We start from the raw sequence: 16,862 nt of genomic DNA, 5'->3' as shown, positions 1-16,862 counted from the left end.
GAACGGCGAGGTAGTACGGCTCATGAACTCACGCCAGCGCCGCGGCGTCATCCTGCTCCTGCTGTCGGTCCTGTGCGCCCTCGCGGCGTTCGGCGGGGTCCTCGTGGTCATCGGCGACGTCAATTCGAAGGTCGGGTCCGAGGTCGTCGCCTACCGGGTCAAGGGCGACATCGCCCCCTACAGCGCCCTCGGCGCCGGCCAGTTCGAGGAGGTCACGGTCCCCAAGCGCTGGCTGTCCGACACGGCCGTCACCGACCTCGGCGCCCTCAAGGACAAGATCGCGCTCACCACCCTGAAGAAGGGCTCGCTGCTCCAGACGGACATGTTCGTCGACAAACCGCAGCTCCAGACCGGTGAGCAGGAGATCGCCATCATGATCGACGCGGCCACGGGCGTGGCCGGCAAGATCACCTCCGGCGCCAAGGTCAACATCCTCGCCACCTTCAAGGGCGCCAAGGACACCGACCCGTCCCGGTCGGTCATCATCGTCGCCAACGCCCGCGTCCTCGGCGTCGGCAAGCTCACCGCCCTGGAGAAGAACAGCGACCGCACCGGCCCGACCGAGGCCGTACCGATCACCTTCGCCCTGACCACCAAGGACACCCAGCGCGTCGCCTACGCCGAATCCTTCGCGGAGCACGTACGCCTGGCCCTGGTGGCCCCCGGCACCGACTCGGCGCCCGGCCCGAGCGAGCGCACGTACACCCTCGAAGGGGACAAGTGAGGCGCGGATGACCACTCGGATCCTGCCCGCCGCCGGTGACGCGGACGCCGCCCGCGCCATCGTGGCCCTGCTCAGCCAGCTCCCGGACGCCGAGCCGGCCGCTCCCGTACCCGATTCCACCTCCCTCCTCGACACCCTCGGCCGGATGGCCGCCGAATCCGTCGACGAACTCCCCGAGGTCGTCCTCGTCCACGAACGGATCGGCCCCGTCCCCGCCCTGGAACTCATCCGCGAGGTCGCCCTGCGCTTCCCGGCGGTCGGCGTGGTCCTGCTCTCCTCCGACGCCGGGCCCGGGGTCTTCTCCGCCGCGATGGACTCCGGCGCGCGCGGCCTCGTCGGGCTGCCGCTGGGCTACGAGGAACTCGCCACCCGCGTCCAGGCCGCCGCCCAGTGGTCCGCGGGCGTACGCCGCCACCTGGGCCGGGGAGCCGACGCGCCCACCGGCCCCGGCGGCCGGCTCGTCACCGTCACCGGCGCCAAGGGCGGCGTCGGCACCACCTTCACCGCCGTCCAGTTCGCCCTCGCCGCGGCCGCCTCCGGCCGCCGCACCGCCCTCGTGGACCTCGACCTCCAGGCCGGGGACGTCGGTTCGTACCTCGACGTCCAGTTCCGACGCTCCGTCGCCGACCTCGCCGGGATCCAGGACATCTCCCCGCGCGTCCTCCAGGACGCCGTCTACGAGGACCGCACCGGCCTGGCCCTGCTGCTGGCCCCCGCCGAGGGCGAACGCGGCGAGGAGGTCGACGACCGCGCCGCCCGCCACGTCATCGCCGCCCTGCGGGCCCGCTACGAACTCGTCGTCGTCGACTGCGGGACCCAGGTGACCGGCGCCAACGCCACCGCCGTGGAGATGGCCGACGTGGCGGTCCTGGTCGTCACCCCGGACGTGGTCTCCGTACGGGCCGCCAAGCGGATGGTCCGCATGTGGGAACGGCTCCAGGTGCGCAAGGCCGAGGACACCACCGTGGTCGTCAACCGCTGGAGCAAGCACACCGAGATCCAGCCCGCCCTGATAGAGAAGATCACCAAGACCCGGGTCGCCCGCACCCCCGTCCCGGCCGCCTTCAAGGAACTCCAGGGCGTCGTCGACGCGGGCCGCGTCCAGGACCTCGACAACCGCTCCACCGTCAAACAGGCCCTGTGGACCCTGGCCGGCGAACTGGGCCTGCTCGCCGTCCCCGACGAACCCAAGGCCGGCCCCGGCCACGCCCTCGCCGTCCGCCCGTCGGGCCCGGTGGCCCGGCTGCGCCGCGGCCGGGAGGGCTGACGGATGGCCGCCCGGCGGTCCGTGCGCACCGGCTCCGACCGCGGGCAGGTCGCCGTCGAGTTCGTCGGCATGGTCCCGCTGATCCTGCTGCTCGTCGCGGCGGTGTGGGAATGCGTACTGATCGGCTACGCCTTCTCCCTGGTCGGCAACGCGGCCGACGAGGCGGCGCGGGCGGGGGCGGTCAAGGGGGACGGGGCCTGTCGGGCGGCGGCGGGCGAGCACATCGGCTCCGCCTGGTCCATGGAAGTGGACTGCGAACCGGCCGGGGACGTCTTCAAGGCGACGGTGAAGCTCAAGATCCCCGTGTTCCACCCCGCCCTGAACTTCGGCACCATCACGGGCACGGGCGGCGCAGCTACGGAGAAGGAGGCGAACTGACTTGGACCGCCGGCGCATCCGCTCCGACCGGGGCCAAGTGGCCCTGGAGTACATCGGCTTCGTACCGATCCTGCTGTTCGTCGCGCTCTGCGCGATCCAGCTGGGCTGGATCGCCTACGCGGAGGAGCAGGCGGGCACCGCCGCCCGCACGGCCGCCCGTGTCGAGGCCCGCAACCCGGACCGCGGGGAGGCGGCCGGAAGGGCCGCGATCAGCGGCGGCCTGGCCTCCGGCGCCACGTTCGCCTGGAGCACGTCGGCGGACGCGGTCAGCGTGACCGTCACCCTCACCGCCAATTCGATCATCCCCGGGATCGGCCCCCACCAGGCACGGAGTACCGCCGTGATGCCCAACGACGACCCGAACCCGATCGGAGCCCGCCCATGAGCCTGCGCTCCCGGGTCAACACCCCCGACGACCGCCACAGCCCCCGCGAGGACGGCCGGCTGGTCTCCTCGTACCGCGCCAAGCTGCTCGAAGAGATCGACCTCGCCGAGATGTCCGCGCTCGCGCCCGCCGAGCGCCGCGCCCGCCTGGAGCGCGTGCTCGGGCACATCATCAGCCGCGAGGGCCCGGTCCTGTCCACCGCCGAGCGGGCCCAGCTGGTGCGCCGCGTCGTCGACGAGGCCCTCGGCCTCGGCGTGCTCGAACCGCTCCTCGAAGACGCCTCGATCTCCGAGATCATGGTCAACGGCCCGGACCAGATCTTCGTCGAGCGGGCCGGCCGCGTCGAGCAGCTCCCCATCCGCTTCGCCTCGCACGAGCAGCTCATGCAGACCATCGAGCGCATCGTCTCCACCGTCAACCGCCGCGTCGACGAGGCCAACCCGATGGTCGACGCCCGCCTCCCCAGCGGCGAGCGCGTCAACGTCATCATCCCGCCGCTCTCCCTGACCGGCGCCACCCTCACCATCCGCCGCTTCCCGCGCGCCTTCACCCTGCACGAGATGATCGGCCTCGGCTCCCTCGACGAGCAGATGCTCCTGCTGCTGTCCGGGCTGGTCCAGGCGAAGATGAACGTGATCGTCTCCGGCGCCACCGGCACCGGCAAGACCACCCTCCTCAACGCCCTCTCCGGACTCATCCCGGAAGGCGAACGGGTCATCACCATCGAGGACTCCGCCGAGCTCCAGCTCCAACAGGCGCACGTCATCCGCCTCGAATCCCGGCCCCCGAACGTGGAGGGCAAGGGCCAGATCACCATCCGCGACCTCGTACGCAACTCCCTGCGCATGCGCCCCGACCGCATCATCGTCGGCGAGGTCCGCGGCGGCGAGACCCTCGACATGCTCCAGGCCATGTCCACCGGCCACGACGGCTCCCTCGCCACCGTCCACGCCAACAGCTCCCAGGACGCGCTGATGCGCCTGCAGACCCTCGCCTCCATGTCGGAGGTGGAGATCCCCTTCGAAGCCCTCCAGGACCAGATCAACAGCGCGGTCAACGTCATCGTCCAGCTGACCCGCTTCGGCGACGGCTCGCGCCGCATCACGGAGATCTCCATCCTCGACTCCCACGGCCGCGAGCCCTTCCGCATCACCACCGTCTGCCGCTACGTCGCCCAGCCCATGGGCGCCGACGGGCGCGTCCACGGCCACTTCACGTACCACCCGCTGCCGCGCCGGATCGCGGAACGCCTCTACATGAACAGCCAGCCGATTCCCCAGGCCTTCGGGGTCGCCCTGTCGGACGAGCGGTACGAGCCGTTCGACCCGCTCACCTCTCGGACCGTCCTGTGAACAACCTCGTCCTCCTCACCCTCGGCGCCACCCTGCTGGCCGGCCTCTTCGTGGCCCTCGGCGTACACGCCTACGCGTCCGGACACGCCCAGCGCGCCGCCCTCATCGAGCGCCTCTCGGCGAGCGGAGCACCCGAACCGACGGGCCGCCGACGCCGCTTCCCCGCCGTGGACCGCCGACTGCGCGGAACCCGGTTCGGACGCCGCCTCGAACTGAAGCTGGCCACCACCGGCATGGACCTCACCCCCGGCGAGTTCTTCGTCTACATGCTGATGGCCGTCGCGGGCGTCTGGCTGGTCTCCGCCTCCCTGCTGGCGCCCTTCTTCGGCCCCCTCGCCGGCCTGATCGGCATCTGGGCCGCCAACGCCTTCCTCAACTGGCAGCGCGCCCGCCGCACCGAACGCTTCATCAACCAGCTCCCCGAACTCGCCCGCATCCTCGCCAACGCCACCCAGGCCGGCCTGGCCCTGCGCACCGCCATCGGCATCGCGGCCGAGGAACTGGAGGCGCCGGCCGGCGAGGAACTCTCCCGCGTCGCCGACCGCCTCGCCGTCGGCCACTCCATCGAGGAGGCCCTGGGCGAGATCGTCGACCGGCTGCCGTCGCGCGAACTCGTCGTACTCGTCTCCACCCTCGTCCTGTCGGCGCGGGCGGGCGGCGCCATCGTCGGAAGCCTGCGGAACCTCACCGTCACCCTGGAACAGCGCAAGGAGACCCGCCGGGAGATCCGTACGCAGCTCTCCCAGGTCACCGTCACCGCCTACCTCGTCCCCGCGATCGGCCTGGGCTCGCTGCTCCTGGTGAACGCGATGATGCCCGGCGCCCTCGACCGCATGACGGGCGCCTTCATCGGGCAGGTGGCGGTGCTGGTCTCCCTCGGCCTCTTCGCCCTCGGCTTCGTCCTCATCCGCCGCCTCTCGAAGATCGACGTGTGAGGCGGACGACCACATGACCTCGCTGCTTCCCCTCGCCCTCGCCCTGGCCCTCGGCCTCGCCGTCTTCGGCATCCTCCACGGCATCCGCCTCTACCGCGCCGACGTCAAACTCCCCACCGACCTCGCGCTCGCCCTGGAGGTCGGCGCCACCCGCGCCACCGCCGTCGGCTCCCTCGTCGACCGCCTCGGCATCCGCTGGGCCCCGCTCGTCCTGCGCCTCATGGGCCCCAAACAGGTCGCCCGCAAACGCCGCCAGATCGACATGGCCGGCAACCCGTCCGGCCTGACCATCGACCGCTACGCCGCCCGCCGCGCCGTGTACGGATTCCTCGGCGGCCTCGGCGCCCTGGCCATGCTGATGAACGGTCGGCTCGTGCCGGCCCTCCTCATGGTCGCCTTCGGCCTGTTCTGGGTCGAGGCCGGCCTGTGGTCCGCGATCCGCGTCCGCCGCGACAACATCGAGCGGACCCTGCCCGACTTCCTCGACGTCCTGGCCGTCGTCGTCAGCGCGGGCCTCGGCTTCCGGCAGGCACTGGAGCGGGTGTCGCACAAGTACGAGGGCCCCTGGGCCGACGAGGTCCGCATCACCCTCCAACAGATGGACATGGGCGTCAGCCGCCGCCAGGCCTTCGACGAACTGCGCCGCCGCAACGACTCCGAGCAGGTCGCCCAGTTCGTCACCGCCCTCCAGCAGGGCGAGGAACTCGGCTCCCCGATCGTCGAGACCCTCATCGCCATCGCCGAGGACATGCGGCGCACCGACGCCCAGAACGCCCGCCGGCGCGCCGCCCGCGCCGTCCCCAAGGCCACCTTCGCGGTCACCATGTTCATGCTGCCGGGCACGCTGATCCTGCTGGTCTGCGGCTTCGTCTACGGCGCGGACGTCGACTTCGGCGCCCTGCTGGGAGGCGGCTGAGCCATGATGCCGATCCGCGTCCTCATCGCCGACGACAACCCGGTCGTCCGGGCCGGCCTCGCCGCCCTGCTGGCCGCCACCGACGACCTCCACGTGGTGGCCGAGGCCCGCGACGGCCGGGAGGCCCTGAGCCTGACCCGCATGCACACCCCGGACGTGATCCTGCTGGACGTCCGCATGCCGGGCGTCGACGGCATCTCCGCCCTCCCGCACCTGGTGCCGCTGGCCCCCGTCCTGATGCTGACGCACAGCCGCGAAGCCGACACGATCCGCGAGACCCTGCTCCTGGGCGCGGGCGGCTACCTGGTCCACGGCGAGTTCACGGCGGACGACCTGATCCGCGCGGTCCGCGACGTCCGCGCAGGCCGCGCCCACTTCTCGACGTCGGTGGCGACGACCTTGCTGGAAGACCTCCGAACCTCTTCGCAACCGCAACGAAATGTGGCATCCTCTACGGAGCGCATGCACAACTCCGTTCCGTATGGGCTGAGTTCGCGGGAGACAGAGATCATGGACTTGATCGCGTCCGGAATGAACAATCAGCAGATCGCCGGCGCCTGCTTCATCAGCGAGAAGACGGTCAAGAACCACATCAACCGCATCTTCGCGAAGCTCAGGACCACCACCCGCAGCGAAGCCATAGCCCGCTGGCTGGGAACCGCCCGTCCGGGAGTGAGCGGCCATGGCTAGCCGCAGGACGCAGTGGGTCCGCATTTGGGCCCCGGGACCCTTGGTTATCACCCGTAACTCCCCGTACCGTCCGCCCATCAACAGTGGCACCGGCCCGGGAGGGGACCCCCATGTCACACAACTCGCTGCTGAAGGCCACGATTCGCCTGAACACCTGGACGGACACGGCGATCACCCGACTCCGCAAGCGCTACGCCAACCAGGACCGGGGCCAAACGGCATTCGAATACCTGGGCATCATCCTGGTGGTCGTAGTGATCATCGGCGCGATCGTCGGCTCGGGCATCGGCACGTCCATCACGAACCGTATTGCCCAGGCGGTCGAGGACATCACAGCGGGGTGATTCGGAGCAGGTCGTCTGATGGGGGGCAGGCGTTTCCCATCTACGTCGTGACTGTGGCCTGTCTGCTCTTCGCTGCGCTCGCCTTCTTCGTGATCGGTCAGGCCTCGGTGACGCGCAGCAATGGGCAGGGTGCGGCGGACGCGGCGGCGCTGGCAGCCGCCCGCGATCTGAGGGATCAATTGGCCCCCGGGCTAGATCTCGAGAGCCTCACGGCTGCTGACTGGGAGGCCCTTCTCGCGGGAAACCGGTTCGACGTGGAGGGGGCGTGTGGAGGCGCCGAGAGTTTCGCAGCGCAGAACGATGCGGTGGCGACATGCGTACGTCGTGGCCTGACGTTCAAGGTCGAGGTCACCACGAACGGCACCGTTGGCGATTCGATCATCCCCGGAACGTCTGGTGTGCATGGCAAGGCGAAGGCTACTGCTGTGGTGGAGCCCTTGTGTCGTCTCGGCTCGGTGGTTGTTCCGCCCGAGGTTGAGCCGACCCCCACTGGGTCACCGACCCGTGAGCCGGCCCCCAGCGCGTCGGCGCCTGAGCCGGAGCGTCCGGGACCGATCACCATCGATTGCGGCGGCGACGACATCAGCTTCGACCCGTCAAAGCCCGAACGGTGGGACAAGCTGGCCAGGCGCCTGTTCAAGGTCCGTTTGGACAGCTGATAGTGGACGACAGAGATAAGGAAGCGGCTCAGATGAGGATTCGGCACGTGGTGAAGGTGCGTTCGGGGGCTGGCGCTGCTGCGGCAGCCATGGTTCTTGCCTTGGCCGGGTGTGGTGCTGATGGAGGGGATGGCAAGGCGCCGGCATCCTCGCCTCCGCCGGCTTCCTCGGGCGGCTCTCCGGGGTCTTCTCCCAGTGCTGGTCAGAGCACGGCTCCTGTCGAAGTGATCGCGACGTCGGCAGGCCCGGACGGCATCGTTCTCACGTTGAACTCCGCGGTTCGGGATCAGGGCGGATTCCTCACGGTCAGTGGTCAGATCAAGAACGGTGGATCGGCTGCCTTCGTGCAAACGGCAGCTTGGCGCGGAGACGAGAAGAGCGCGAGTGCGGCTTCAGTGGCTGGCGCCACGCTGACCGATAAGGCAGGAAAGAAGCGTTACTACGTTCTCAGGGATACCGAGAGCCGGTGCCTTTGCACGGTCGGTATCACTCGCATCGGGGCTGGAGAAACCATCCCGTTCTTTGCTCAGTTCCCGGCTCCGCCGGCCAGTAGTACCGAGGTGGAGTTCAACCTGCCCACGTTTGCCACGGCTACCGTCAAACTCTCCGGGTGACGTCATGACAACACGCAATCGAGTCGCTGCAGTTACAGCCATTTCGGCTCTGGTGATCGCTGGCGCTCACGTCATCGGTGCTACCAGCGCTCATGCCGATGACGTGAAGCCGTCCGTTCCCCCCGGTACGGAGCCGTCCGCCGCCGCGCCCGTGGCGATCGACTCAGCGTCCCCCGGGCTCAAGATCCCGCAAGGCGGGACGCTCGCGCCCGTCAAGGTGCTCGACATCGCCGAGGTCGTCGAGGACCTCGGTGGGGAGCAGCGGCGGCAGGAGACGAATCAGACCGTCATGATGGCGTTGCAGTCCGAGGTGCTGTTCCCCGAGAACAGTGCGGTCTTCAACGCGCAGGCGGCGGCCCGGATACAGGCCATCGCCAACGAGATCAACCAGCAGAAGGCCACCCGCGTGCGCGTCTTCGGCTTCACCGACGACCAGGGCAGCTACGAGCACGGCAAGGAACTGTCCAAGCAGCGGGCCGACGCCGTGCAGACGGAGCTGGTGAAGACCGTCACGAATCCCTCGGTCACCTTCGACGTGCGGGGTTACAGCGAGGACTACCCCATCGCGGACAACGGCACCGAGGAAGGCCGCAAGAAGAACCGTCGCGTCGAGATCACCTTCCCGCGCGGCGCGAGCTAGGCGCGGGCGGCGCCGGTGGATCGGCCCAGGAGGGTGCGGGCCGCCGCCGCGGCGTGGTGGGCCGGGGCCGGCCCGGGGTCGAGGGCGGCCACCACCGTCGCGCCCTCGACCAGGATCAGCAGCTGGTCGGCGAGGCCGGGCGGGTCGGCCGGGACGGTCAGGCCGGCCAGGACGTTGCGTAGCTCCGCCTTGTGGCGGTGGACGACGTCCAGCACGCCGGCCGGGCCCGCGCCCAGTTCCCCGTAGGCGTTGAGGAACGCGCAGCCGCGGAAGTCCGGCTCCGAGAACCAGGCCGCGAGCCAGTCGAAGACCGCCGCCACCGGGTCGGGGGCCCCGTCGACCGCTTCGCGCAGTCCGGCGATCCAGCGCCGGTCCCGCCGTTCCAGGTAGGCCGTGACCAGGGCCTCCTTGGCGGGGAAGATCCGGTACAGCCGCTTCAGCGGGACGCCGGATTCGGCGCGGATGCGGTCCATGCCGACGGCCTGGATGCCCTCCGCGTAGAAGAGGGACTCCGCGGCGTCCAGCAGCCGGGTCCGTGCCTCGTCATCGTTCGCGGGGGAGTCCATGCGGGCAGCGTAGTGCAGATTCACTTGCGGAGAAAACGATCGTTCTCTACGGTGAGAACGATCGTTCTCGCCATTCGGATCGCCTTCGAGAGGTCTTGTCATGGGTACTGCCGCCGTACGCCCACCCCTGCCCCCGTTCACCGAGGAGTCCGCCCGGGCGAAGGTCCGGGCGGCGGAGGACGCCTGGAACAGTCGTGACCCGGAACGGGTCGCGCTCGCCTACACCGAGGACTCGGTCTGGCGGAACCGCGACCGATTCCTCACCGGACGGGACGAGATCCGGGCCTTCCTCGCCGACAAGTGGGAGCGGGAACTGGACTACCGGCTTCGCAAGGAGCTCTGGGCGTACACCGGCAACCGGATCTCCGTCCGCTTCGAGTACGAGTGGCACGACGCCTCCGGCCAGTGGTGGCGCAGCCACGGCAACGAGCAGTGGGAGTTCGACGAGGCCGGCCTGATGCGCCGCCGGGAGGCCAGCATCAACGACGTCCCGATCACCGCCTCGGAACGCCGTCTCGACCGGCCCGCCTGACCGCCCCTACGCCGCGCCGGGCGCCCCCGCGTGCCGTCGGGGGCGCGGGCGTCAGTCGGTGAGGAGGTGGTCGGCCTTGCCGGCCTTGATGTCCCGGATCAGTTGGCGCAGCGACTCCGTCGAGTCGGTGAGGTACGCGGATTCCGCTCCCGCGACGGCGATGTAGCTCTTGCCGTCCCCGTCCACGCCGATCCGGTAGCAGCTCGCCCCCTCGCCGCAGAACGCCTCTTCCCAGGTGATGTCGGCCATCGGATTCCTCTCAGAGCTGGCGGGCCACGGTGTGGATGAAGTCCCGCGACGCCTCGGGGGAGAGGCTCAGCTTTTCCATCCAGTCCAGCTGGGCCCGGTACTTGGCCAGTTGGGCTTCCGTGTGCAGGAAGTCGGGTCCGTGCGTGCTGTCCACCTGGACCGTGTCGAGCCGTGGGACCGCCCCTTCGAGGTAGTTGACGGTCTGGCCCGCTCCCGGGAACCCACCCGCCTCGAAGGTCAGCACGCGCAGGACGACATTGTCTCGTTCGGCGGCGGTGTTCAAGTGTTCCAATTGGGCCCGGGCCACCTTGCGGCCGCCGAACTGCATCCGGAGCGCCGCTTCGTGAATGACCGTGACGTACTGCGGCGCGGCCTCGCCCTCCAGTACCTGCTGGCGCTCCAGCCGGTGGGCGAGTCGCAGGGCGATCTCGTGGTCCGGCAGGGCGGGGAGGACGAGTCGAAACAGGGCGAGGGCGTGGTCGCTGGTCTGGAGCAGCCCGGGGACGTGTACCGAATGGGCGCACCGCATGCGTGTCGCGTGGGCCTCCAATTCGGCGATGTCGAGCACCGGGGCCGACAGTGAGCCCCGGTAGCGCTCCCACCAACCGCGCTTGCGGGGCTGTGTCATGGCGGCGAGGGCGTCCAGGTACTCCTCGTCCACACAGTCGCAGTGGCAGGCCAGGGTGCGCAGCCGCTCCTCGCTGATGGCGCGGATGCCCTGCTCGATGGCGGAGACCTTCGATCGGTCGACGCCGAGGAGTCCGGCCGCGGATTCGGCCGTCACGTCGGCGGCCAGCCTCATCCTGCGCAGCTCGGCGCCCAGTCGCTTCTGCCGTTCGGTCGGTGCGGTGCGTGGCGGCATGGATGCAGTCTGCCGTGTGCCGACCTCGCGAAGCCACGTGTGGGCTAACTCCACAGTGAAGGTGGCTAAATGGCCACCATCGCCGCTACCTTTAGTGACGTACCGCTCACGCAAGGGAGTTGAAGTGCATCGCCGCGCCATGCCCCCGAACGCGGGGTCGGTCCGGTGACGAGCCACACCCCGCTTCGCGTCAGTCGTCCGTGCGCGTCGAACTCGCCTCCTGCGAAACCGACTTAAGGGAGCCTGCGATGTCCAGCCCGTTCCTGTCCTGCCCTCCGCCTCCGGTCGTGTCCGCCTCCGGCGAGCCGCCCGCGCTCGACACCCTCTCGTGCAGCCTCACCGTCCCCGGGGCCCCGTCCAGTGCCCGGATCGCGCGGGCAGCCGTACGGTCCGTCCTGCATGCCTACCGGCTCGATCCCCTCGTCCCCTGCGCCGAGCAGGTCGCCGGGGAACTGATCGCCACCGCCTGGCAGTTGGATCCCGGGCGGAGCCTCTACCTCGCCGTTCGCTTCCGCGAGGACATCCTGCGGCTCAGCGTCTACGACGGTCACCCGCCGCACCCGCACCCCCGCCTCGCCGCCCACTGCGAAGCCCGTCGGCGGGCCTCCCTGCGGGTCATGGCGGCCGTCGTGCGGGACTGTGGCGGGTCCTGGGGGTTCGGGGAGTCGCGGGAGCCCGGCGGTGGGACGCGGACCTGGGCCGGGTTGCCCCGGGCCGGCGCCTCCGGGTACCTGAGCGAATAGGCGGGACGTGCGAACGGCCCCCGCGCGGAGGGTGCTTCGGCGGCCCGCCGGTGGCCGCCGGCATCGGGACCGGACGGGCCGGCCCCGGCGGCGGGCCCCCGTGGCAGCCGTCGACCGAGCTTCGGGCCCGGCCGGTGCCGGGTCGGGTCAGCCCAACTGCTCCGCCAGGGCCTCGGCCAGGGCGCCGACCTGCTTGCCGTTCAGCGCGGACCGGCCGTCGGAACCCGCGCCGAGGAGCAGGACCGCGTCCCCGTCCCCGTCGAGCTCCAGCCGGACAGTGGCCACGTTGCCGCTCCCGGTCGCGACGGGCTCGCCGATCCGGGCCTTGCCCACCTGGTCGATGTAGGACTTCAGCGCGTCCACGGAGGAACCGGAGGTCTGCTGCACGATCGGCGCGAGGGGCGCCACGGCCGTCGGCTGACGCGTCACCGCGGTGTGGGCGACCACGTCCTCCTGCCCTATGTGGAAGGTGCAGCTCACCAGCGCGCCCGGATTCTGCGCGAGCGGCGTGCCCGCTTCGGCCCGCTTGCCGCCCTCGGCCGTGGCCGCCGGCGACCCGGGGTCCTTCGCCGAACCCGGCGCCGCGTCCCCGTCCACGCCGGCGGCCTTCGCGGCCTTGGCGATGTCGAAGGCGAGCGGGCACTTCGCCGCCCCCTCCGCGGGGACGGCGTCGGCGGTCCCGGTCAGGCCGCTCAGGCTCAGCGCCGCGGCGCCGCCGCTCTGGCACCCGGCCAACAACGCCGCCGCTGCCGCCGCGACGACCAACGCCCCGTACCTGCCGTGCCCGCCGTGCTGCCTCATGTGTCCTCGCCGCCCATCGTGTCCACCGGGGTCCCGCGCGTCCGCGCGGAGCGCGACCGCGTGAACGATCATGCGGCAAGGGGTGCGGTGGAAGCGACGGGCGACCGAGGGACGGGACGCCCCGCAGAGCCGGTTGCTCAGCGGGCCGAGGGCCTGCCGAGGGCGCGCCCGCATCCCCGCCGAAGGCCCACCGAGCCGCGCGTCGCGCCCGTCCCGGCCCTCGCCGAGCCGCGCTACCGACTACTCGCCCTCGTGGTGCGCCTGCGTGATCAGGTCCGTCGCGACCTGTAGCGCCGCCTGCCGGGTCTCCTCCGGGTCGCCCTCCACGTGCTGGAGGAACATCATCCCCGCGTGCAGCGTGAACAGGGCGCTCACGCAGCGGACCTGGTCCGTCAGCGGGCCCTCCTCCGTGCGCAGCAGTTCCACCAGGGTGAACAGGCGCCGCTTCACGGTCTCGCCGATGCTCAGCTCCCGCATCGTCGCCTGGTTCTCCTGCATGAAGCGGTACAGCTGCGCGCCCGCCGCCATCGCCTCGCTGTAGCGGCGCAGCACCTCACGCTTCGTCTCCAGCGTCGGCGGCTGCTCCTGCGCCCACTCGATCAGCTCGTCGATCGGCCGCGTCGTGTCGTCGAAGACGCTGATGATGATGTCTTCCTTGGTCTTGAAGTGGTAGTACAGCGCCGCCTTCGTGACCTCCAGCCGCTCCGCGATCTCGCGCAGCGACGTCTTCTCGTACCCCTGCTCGGCGAACAGCTCCAGCGCGACGTCCTGGATGCGCTGGCGCGTGTTGCCGCGCCGCTGCTGCGGACCGCCGCTGGAGCTGTTGGACATGGCTCTCCCCACACTTACGTACGACACATGTACTTACTTGACGACCGGCTAGTGACACGTCTACCTTCCCCAGTGTAGTGAACTAGCCGGGCGGCAAGTAAGTTCCCGGCGGGTGTGAGTCGAAGTGTCGGTGCCAGGGGAGTGGCCATGAGCGAGACAGTCAAGACGGCCGTACCCGTGGAGGAGGTGGAAACGGGACCGAAGCCGCGCAGCGTGCGCGTCGTCCTCATGGCCCTCATGATCGCGATGTTGCTCGCGATGCTCGACAACATGATCATCGGTACCGCGATGCCGACCATCGTCGGCGAGCTCGGCGGCCTGGAGCACCTTTCCTGGGTGGTCACCGCCTACACCCTCGCGACCGCCGCCTCCACCCCCATCTGGGGCAAGATCGGCGACATGTACGGGCGGAAGGGTTCCTTCCTCGCCTCGATCGTCATCTTCCTGATCGGCTCCGTGCTCAGCGGCATGGCACAGGACATGGGTCAGCTCATCGGCTTCCGCGCCATCCAGGGTCTGGGTGCCGGCGGCCTGGTGGTCGGCGTCATGGCGATCATCGGTGACCTGATACCGCCCCGTGAGCGCGGCAAGTACCAGGGCATGATGGCCGGCGTGATGGCCCTCGCCATGATCGGCGGTCCGCTGGTCGGCGGCACCATCACCGACCACATGGGCTGGCGCTGGTCCTTCTACATCAACCTGCCGCTCGGCGCCGTGGCCCTCGCCATGGTCTCCGCCGTGCTGCACCTGCCCAAGAAGCGGTCCAAGAGCAAGATCGACTACCTGGGCGCGGCGCTGCTGACCATCGCCATCACCTCGACGGTCCTCGTCACCACCTGGGGCGGCACCGAGTACGCCTGGGGCTCCGTCGAGGTCCTCGGTCTGATCGCCGTCGGCATCGCGTCGACCGCGGCCTTCCTCTTCGTCGAGACCAAGGCCGCCGAGCCGATCATGCCGCTGCACATCTTCCGCAGCCGCAACTTCGCCCTCATGTCCGTGATCGGCTTCCTCGTCGGCTTCGCGATGTTCGGCGGCGTGTTCTACCTCCCGCTCTTCCAGCAGGCGGTCCAGGGCGCCTCCGCCACCAACTCGGGCCTGCTGCTCCTGCCCATGCTGCTCTCGATGATGCTCGTCTCGCTCATCGCGGGCCGGGTCACCACCAACAGCGGCAAGTACAAGATCTTCCCGATCGTCGGCGGAGCCCTCATGGTCGTCGGCCTGTTCCTCCTCGCGACGATGGACACCGACACCTCGCGCCTGGTCTCCGGCGTCTACATGGCCGTCCTGGGCGCCGGCCTCGGCTTCCTGATGCAGATCACCATGCTCGTCGCCCAGAACAGCGTCGAGATGAAGGACATGGGCGTGGCCTCGTCCTCGGCCACCCTCTTCCGCACCCTCGGCGGCTCCTTCGGCGTCGCCCTCATGGGCTCCCTGTTCACCACCCAGGTCACCGACACCATGGTCGAGCGCCAGGGCGCCCAGGCCGCCGCCGCGGCGGGGTCGGCCCAGTTGGACGCGGCGAGCCTCGCCAAGCTCCCGGAGGCCGTGCGCGACGCCTACCAGCACGCGGTGGCCGCCGGTACCCACTCGGCGTTCCTGCTCGGCGCGGGCGTCGCCGTACTGGGCTTCGTGGCGGCCTGGTTCGTCAAGGAGGTCCCGCTGCGGGGCGCGGGCCCGGCCCCCCAGGACCCTCCGGCGCACTGACGCGCTGACGCACCGACCCACCCGGCGCGCATCACGCGCATCACGCGCCTCGCACCACACACCACGGACACCGGAACGGCGGGTCCGGCACGGGGATCAACCCCCGCGCCGGACCCGCCGTTCGCGTGTGGTCGTGATGGCGAAGGGGTTGCCGGGGTGTCCGGGTCCACCGGGATCACCGTGGCTGTCGAGTCCGGAGCGTCTGTCGTGTCATCTGCGGCTATGAAGGACGAAAGTCCTTATTACCTGCAATTTATAGGGCAATTGGGTGGAACCCAATCAAGTCCGAAGGCGTCATGACCCACGTAACCCTTTCAAGGGCGGATGGGGAGTGGACACATGACGCATACGCAGAAGCTCGGTCTCCGGGGCCGGATAGCCGTCGCGGCTTCGGCCGCGGCCGTCGGCGCGACCGTCTGGGGAGTCACCGCACTCGTCGGAACGGACGGCCACCACACCGACCCCATCGCGGCCCCCGGCGCCCCCGCGGCCCCCGGATCCCCCGGCCCGGTGGTCCCCGAGAGCATCGCGCACGCCTCGGAGGGCGGCGGCAACGCCGTCAACATCACCATCGACGACGGCCCCGATCCCCGCTGGACCCCCAAGGTCCTCGACGTCCTGGCCGCGCACGACGTGAAGGCGACCTTCTGTATGGTCGGCCCCCAGGCCAAAGCCCACCCGGACCTCGTGAAGAAGGTCGTCGCGGGCGGCCACCGGCTCTGCGACCACTCCATGGACCACGACACGAAGATGGACAAGAAGCCCGTCGCCTATCAGCAGGCGCAGATCCTCGACGCGAAGAGGCTGATCGAGGAAGCGGCCGGAGCGGGCGCGAAGGTCGAGTACTACCGGGCCCCGGGCGGGGCCTTCACCCCCGACAGCCGACGCATCGCCGCGGCCAACGGGATGCGCCCGCTCGGCTGGAACGTCGACACCAAGGACTTCGGCAAGCCCGGCGCGGCCGCCATCGTCGCGGCCGTGAAGCGTGAGATCGGCAACGGTCCGACGGTGCTGTTCCACGACGGGGGCGGCGACCGCCGGCAGACCGTCGACGCCCTCGACCAGGTGCTGACCTGGCTGAAGGAACAGGGCCGCCCCACCGGCTTCCCGGTCCGCACCGCCCCCGACCCGTCCTGACGTCCGCCCGTCCCGACGACCGCCCCCGGCCGCCCCGCCCCTGACATGCCGTCCGGTGGCGAACGGGTGAGGGTCGGCGCCCCGGAGCCGCCCCCGGTGTTCCCTGGTCGCGCGCAGCGGACCCGTACGAGGTCCCGTACGCACGACCAGGAGGCTCCCGTGATCGACCCGGCCCAGCTCACCGACCCCACCGTCCGCGCCTTCGTCGCCGCCGTCAACGCCGGTGACCGGGCCGCCTTCGAGGCGGTCCTCGCCCCCGGCGCGACCATGTCCGACGACGGCTCGGACCGCGACCCCGCCCAGTGGAGCGACCGCGAGATCTTCTCCTCCGGCGGCCACATGGCAGTGACGTCCGAGGCCGACGGCGGCCGCTCCCTCGTCGTCGACTACCGCAACGACACCTGGGGCGAGATGCGCACCGCCTGGCGCTTCGACGTCACCGCCGACGGCCACGTCAGCCGCTTCGAGACCGGCCAGGCCTGACCACACCGACCTGACCTGACCCGACCCGACCCGGCCCGCTTCGACCCGAC

Annotated in this window: 22 protein-coding genes; 17 read left to right on the top strand and 5 right to left on the bottom strand. The window is 70.4% G+C overall.

Translation table 11 applies throughout. From position 1 onward, the window contains the following. The first annotated feature begins 22 nt into the window (after positions 1 to 22). The 12 genes from cpaB to NOD94_RS07810 all read left to right on the top strand — a co-directional run bounded on the left by cpaB (position 23) and on the right by NOD94_RS07810 (position 8,904). Positions 23 to 724 carry a Flp pilus assembly protein CpaB gene (gene cpaB / locus NOD94_RS07865; RefSeq protein WP_281205017.1) on the top strand — a complete coding sequence of 234 codons (702 nt, stop codon included), beginning with the start codon at positions 23 to 25 and terminating at the stop codon, positions 722 to 724. Between the two features lie 7 nt (positions 725 to 731). After that, on the top strand, positions 732 to 1,991 hold the full coding sequence (locus tag NOD94_RS07860) for an AAA family ATPase (protein ID WP_281205016.1): 1,260 nt from the start codon (positions 732 to 734) through the stop codon (positions 1,989 to 1,991). Positions 1,992 to 1,994: 3 nt separating this feature from the next. Then, positions 1,995 to 2,369, top strand: coding sequence for a TadE/TadG family type IV pilus assembly protein (locus tag NOD94_RS07855; RefSeq protein ID WP_281205015.1), 375 nt, complete (start codon positions 1,995 to 1,997; stop codon positions 2,367 to 2,369). Position 2,370: 1 nt separating this feature from the next. Then, positions 2,371 to 2,754 (top strand): TadE/TadG family type IV pilus assembly protein, encoded by a 384-nt coding sequence (locus NOD94_RS07850; RefSeq protein ID WP_281205014.1) that lies wholly within the window; start codon positions 2,371 to 2,373, stop codon positions 2,752 to 2,754. Then, the gene (locus NOD94_RS07845; RefSeq protein ID WP_281205013.1) at positions 2,751 to 4,106 is read left to right on the top strand and encodes a CpaF family protein; all 1,356 of its coding nucleotides are present in this window, start codon (positions 2,751 to 2,753) and stop codon (positions 4,104 to 4,106) included. Before NOD94_RS07850 ends, NOD94_RS07845 begins: the two co-directional genes overlap by 4 nt. Continuing rightward, positions 4,103 to 5,041 carry a type II secretion system F family protein gene (locus NOD94_RS07840; RefSeq protein ID WP_281205012.1) on the top strand — a complete coding sequence of 313 codons (939 nt, stop codon included), beginning with the start codon at positions 4,103 to 4,105 and terminating at the stop codon, positions 5,039 to 5,041. The genes NOD94_RS07845 and NOD94_RS07840 overlap by 4 nt, the downstream gene beginning before the upstream one ends. A 13-nt stretch (positions 5,042 to 5,054) precedes the next feature. Further along, positions 5,055 to 5,957, top strand: a complete 903-nt coding sequence (locus NOD94_RS07835) for a DUF5936 domain-containing protein (protein WP_281205010.1) — start codon at positions 5,055 to 5,057, stop codon at positions 5,955 to 5,957. Positions 5,958 to 5,960: 3 nt separating this feature from the next. Next, a complete protein-coding gene (locus NOD94_RS07830; RefSeq protein ID WP_281205009.1) occupies positions 5,961 to 6,647 on the top strand; it encodes a response regulator transcription factor in 687 nt (228 codons plus the stop codon). Between the two features lie 110 nt (positions 6,648 to 6,757). Further along, the gene (locus tag NOD94_RS07825) at positions 6,758 to 6,991 is read left to right on the top strand and encodes a hypothetical protein (protein ID WP_281205008.1); all 234 of its coding nucleotides are present in this window, start codon (positions 6,758 to 6,760) and stop codon (positions 6,989 to 6,991) included. Further along, complete coding sequence (locus tag NOD94_RS07820) at positions 6,988 to 7,650, top strand: pilus assembly protein TadG-related protein (RefSeq protein WP_281205007.1); 663 nt, start codon at positions 6,988 to 6,990, stop codon at positions 7,648 to 7,650. Before NOD94_RS07825 ends, NOD94_RS07820 begins: the two co-directional genes overlap by 4 nt. Before the next feature lie 224 nt (positions 7,651 to 7,874). Then, complete coding sequence (locus tag NOD94_RS07815) at positions 7,875 to 8,264, top strand: hypothetical protein (protein WP_348652320.1); 390 nt, start codon at positions 7,875 to 7,877, stop codon at positions 8,262 to 8,264. 4 nt (positions 8,265 to 8,268) lie between these two features. After that, positions 8,269 to 8,904 (top strand): OmpA family protein, encoded by a 636-nt coding sequence (locus tag NOD94_RS07810; RefSeq protein ID WP_281205006.1) that lies wholly within the window; start codon positions 8,269 to 8,271, stop codon positions 8,902 to 8,904. Here the strand turns inward: NOD94_RS07810 and NOD94_RS07805 are convergent. Further along, complete coding sequence (locus NOD94_RS07805) at positions 8,901 to 9,470, bottom strand: TetR/AcrR family transcriptional regulator (RefSeq protein ID WP_281205005.1); 570 nt, start codon at positions 9,468 to 9,470, stop codon at positions 8,901 to 8,903. The genes NOD94_RS07810 and NOD94_RS07805 overlap by 4 nt on opposite strands. 100 nt (positions 9,471 to 9,570) lie before the next feature. Here NOD94_RS07805 and NOD94_RS07800 point away from each other — a divergent pair, with 100 nt between their 5' ends. Continuing rightward, complete coding sequence (locus NOD94_RS07800) at positions 9,571 to 10,002, top strand: nuclear transport factor 2 family protein (RefSeq protein ID WP_281205004.1); 432 nt, start codon at positions 9,571 to 9,573, stop codon at positions 10,000 to 10,002. A gap of 51 nt (positions 10,003 to 10,053) precedes the next feature. Here the strand turns inward: NOD94_RS07800 and NOD94_RS07795 are convergent, their stop codons facing one another. Continuing rightward, complete coding sequence (locus NOD94_RS07795) at positions 10,054 to 10,251, bottom strand: hypothetical protein (RefSeq protein WP_281205003.1); 198 nt, start codon at positions 10,249 to 10,251, stop codon at positions 10,054 to 10,056. A gap of 10 nt (positions 10,252 to 10,261) precedes the next feature. Next, a complete protein-coding gene (locus tag NOD94_RS07790) occupies positions 10,262 to 11,113 on the bottom strand; it encodes a helix-turn-helix transcriptional regulator (protein ID WP_281205002.1) in 852 nt (283 codons plus the stop codon). A 248-nt stretch (positions 11,114 to 11,361) separates the two neighbouring features. On the opposite strand from NOD94_RS07790, the gene NOD94_RS07785 reads away from it, so the two are divergent. Further along, on the top strand, positions 11,362 to 11,856 hold the full coding sequence (locus tag NOD94_RS07785) for an ATP-binding protein (protein ID WP_281205001.1): 495 nt from the start codon (positions 11,362 to 11,364) through the stop codon (positions 11,854 to 11,856). A gap of 147 nt (positions 11,857 to 12,003) precedes the next feature. On the opposite strand, the gene NOD94_RS07780 is transcribed toward NOD94_RS07785, so the two are convergent. Together NOD94_RS07780 and NOD94_RS07775 are read right to left on the bottom strand one after the other, a co-directional pair. Continuing rightward, positions 12,004 to 12,657: a hypothetical protein gene (locus NOD94_RS07780; protein ID WP_281205000.1), complete on the bottom strand. Its 654-nt coding sequence runs from the start codon at positions 12,655 to 12,657 to the stop codon at positions 12,004 to 12,006. 240 nt (positions 12,658 to 12,897) lie between these two features. Next, on the bottom strand, positions 12,898 to 13,488 hold the full coding sequence (locus tag NOD94_RS07775) for a TetR/AcrR family transcriptional regulator (RefSeq protein ID WP_281204999.1): 591 nt from the start codon (positions 13,486 to 13,488) through the stop codon (positions 12,898 to 12,900). Positions 13,489 to 13,635: 147 nt separating this feature from the next. On the opposite strand from NOD94_RS07775, the gene NOD94_RS07770 reads away from it, so the two are divergent. The 3 genes from NOD94_RS07770 to NOD94_RS07760 all read left to right on the top strand — a co-directional run bounded on the left by NOD94_RS07770 (position 13,636) and on the right by NOD94_RS07760 (position 16,812). After that, positions 13,636 to 15,192 (top strand): MDR family MFS transporter, encoded by a 1,557-nt coding sequence (locus tag NOD94_RS07770; RefSeq protein WP_281204998.1) that lies wholly within the window; start codon positions 13,636 to 13,638, stop codon positions 15,190 to 15,192. A 339-nt stretch (positions 15,193 to 15,531) separates the two neighbouring features. Beyond that, on the top strand, positions 15,532 to 16,329 hold the full coding sequence (locus tag NOD94_RS07765; protein ID WP_281204997.1) for a polysaccharide deacetylase family protein: 798 nt from the start codon (positions 15,532 to 15,534) through the stop codon (positions 16,327 to 16,329). A gap of 159 nt (positions 16,330 to 16,488) precedes the next feature. After that, positions 16,489 to 16,812 (top strand): nuclear transport factor 2 family protein, encoded by a 324-nt coding sequence (locus NOD94_RS07760; RefSeq protein WP_281204996.1) that lies wholly within the window; start codon positions 16,489 to 16,491, stop codon positions 16,810 to 16,812. Positions 16,813 to 16,862 lie beyond the last annotated feature (50 nt).

This window comes from Streptomyces sp. Isolate_45 (assembly GCF_024721315.2).
Classification (GTDB): Bacteria; Actinomycetota; Actinomycetes; order Streptomycetales; family Streptomycetaceae; genus Streptomyces.
The sequence above is the reverse complement of the archived record's forward strand: the minus strand, read 5'-3'. Positions and strand labels throughout refer to the sequence as shown.

What these genes read in the sequence shown, in the direction of transcription:
- cpaB (WP_281205017.1), top strand. Translation starts at nt 23, where the DNA reads ATGAACTCACGCCAGCGCCGCGGCGTCATCCTGCTCCTGCTGTCGGTC.
- NOD94_RS07860 (WP_281205016.1), top strand. Translation starts at nt 732, where the DNA reads ATGACCACTCGGATCCTGCCCGCCGCCGGTGACGCGGACGCCGCCCGC.
- NOD94_RS07855 (WP_281205015.1), top strand. Translation starts at nt 1,995, where the DNA reads ATGGCCGCCCGGCGGTCCGTGCGCACCGGCTCCGACCGCGGGCAGGTC.
- NOD94_RS07845 (WP_281205013.1), top strand. Translation starts at nt 2,751, where the DNA reads ATGAGCCTGCGCTCCCGGGTCAACACCCCCGACGACCGCCACAGCCCC.
- NOD94_RS07835 (WP_281205010.1), top strand. Translation starts at nt 5,055, where the DNA reads ATGACCTCGCTGCTTCCCCTCGCCCTCGCCCTGGCCCTCGGCCTCGCC.
- NOD94_RS07830 (WP_281205009.1), top strand. Translation starts at nt 5,961, where the DNA reads ATGATGCCGATCCGCGTCCTCATCGCCGACGACAACCCGGTCGTCCGG.
- NOD94_RS07825 (WP_281205008.1), top strand. Translation starts at nt 6,758, where the DNA reads ATGTCACACAACTCGCTGCTGAAGGCCACGATTCGCCTGAACACCTGG.
- NOD94_RS07810 (WP_281205006.1), top strand. Translation starts at nt 8,269, where the DNA reads ATGACAACACGCAATCGAGTCGCTGCAGTTACAGCCATTTCGGCTCTG.
- NOD94_RS07805 (WP_281205005.1), bottom strand. Translation starts at nt 9,470, where the DNA reads ATGGACTCCCCCGCGAACGATGACGAGGCACGGACCCGGCTGCTGGAC.
- NOD94_RS07800 (WP_281205004.1), top strand. Translation starts at nt 9,571, where the DNA reads ATGGGTACTGCCGCCGTACGCCCACCCCTGCCCCCGTTCACCGAGGAG.
- NOD94_RS07795 (WP_281205003.1), bottom strand. Translation starts at nt 10,251, where the DNA reads ATGGCCGACATCACCTGGGAAGAGGCGTTCTGCGGCGAGGGGGCGAGC.
- NOD94_RS07790 (WP_281205002.1), bottom strand. Translation starts at nt 11,113, where the DNA reads ATGCCGCCACGCACCGCACCGACCGAACGGCAGAAGCGACTGGGCGCC.
- NOD94_RS07785 (WP_281205001.1), top strand. Translation starts at nt 11,362, where the DNA reads ATGTCCAGCCCGTTCCTGTCCTGCCCTCCGCCTCCGGTCGTGTCCGCC.
- NOD94_RS07780 (WP_281205000.1), bottom strand. Translation starts at nt 12,657, where the DNA reads ATGAGGCAGCACGGCGGGCACGGCAGGTACGGGGCGTTGGTCGTCGCG.
- NOD94_RS07775 (WP_281204999.1), bottom strand. Translation starts at nt 13,488, where the DNA reads ATGTCCAACAGCTCCAGCGGCGGTCCGCAGCAGCGGCGCGGCAACACG.
- NOD94_RS07770 (WP_281204998.1), top strand. Translation starts at nt 13,636, where the DNA reads ATGAGCGAGACAGTCAAGACGGCCGTACCCGTGGAGGAGGTGGAAACG.
- NOD94_RS07765 (WP_281204997.1), top strand. Translation starts at nt 15,532, where the DNA reads ATGACGCATACGCAGAAGCTCGGTCTCCGGGGCCGGATAGCCGTCGCG.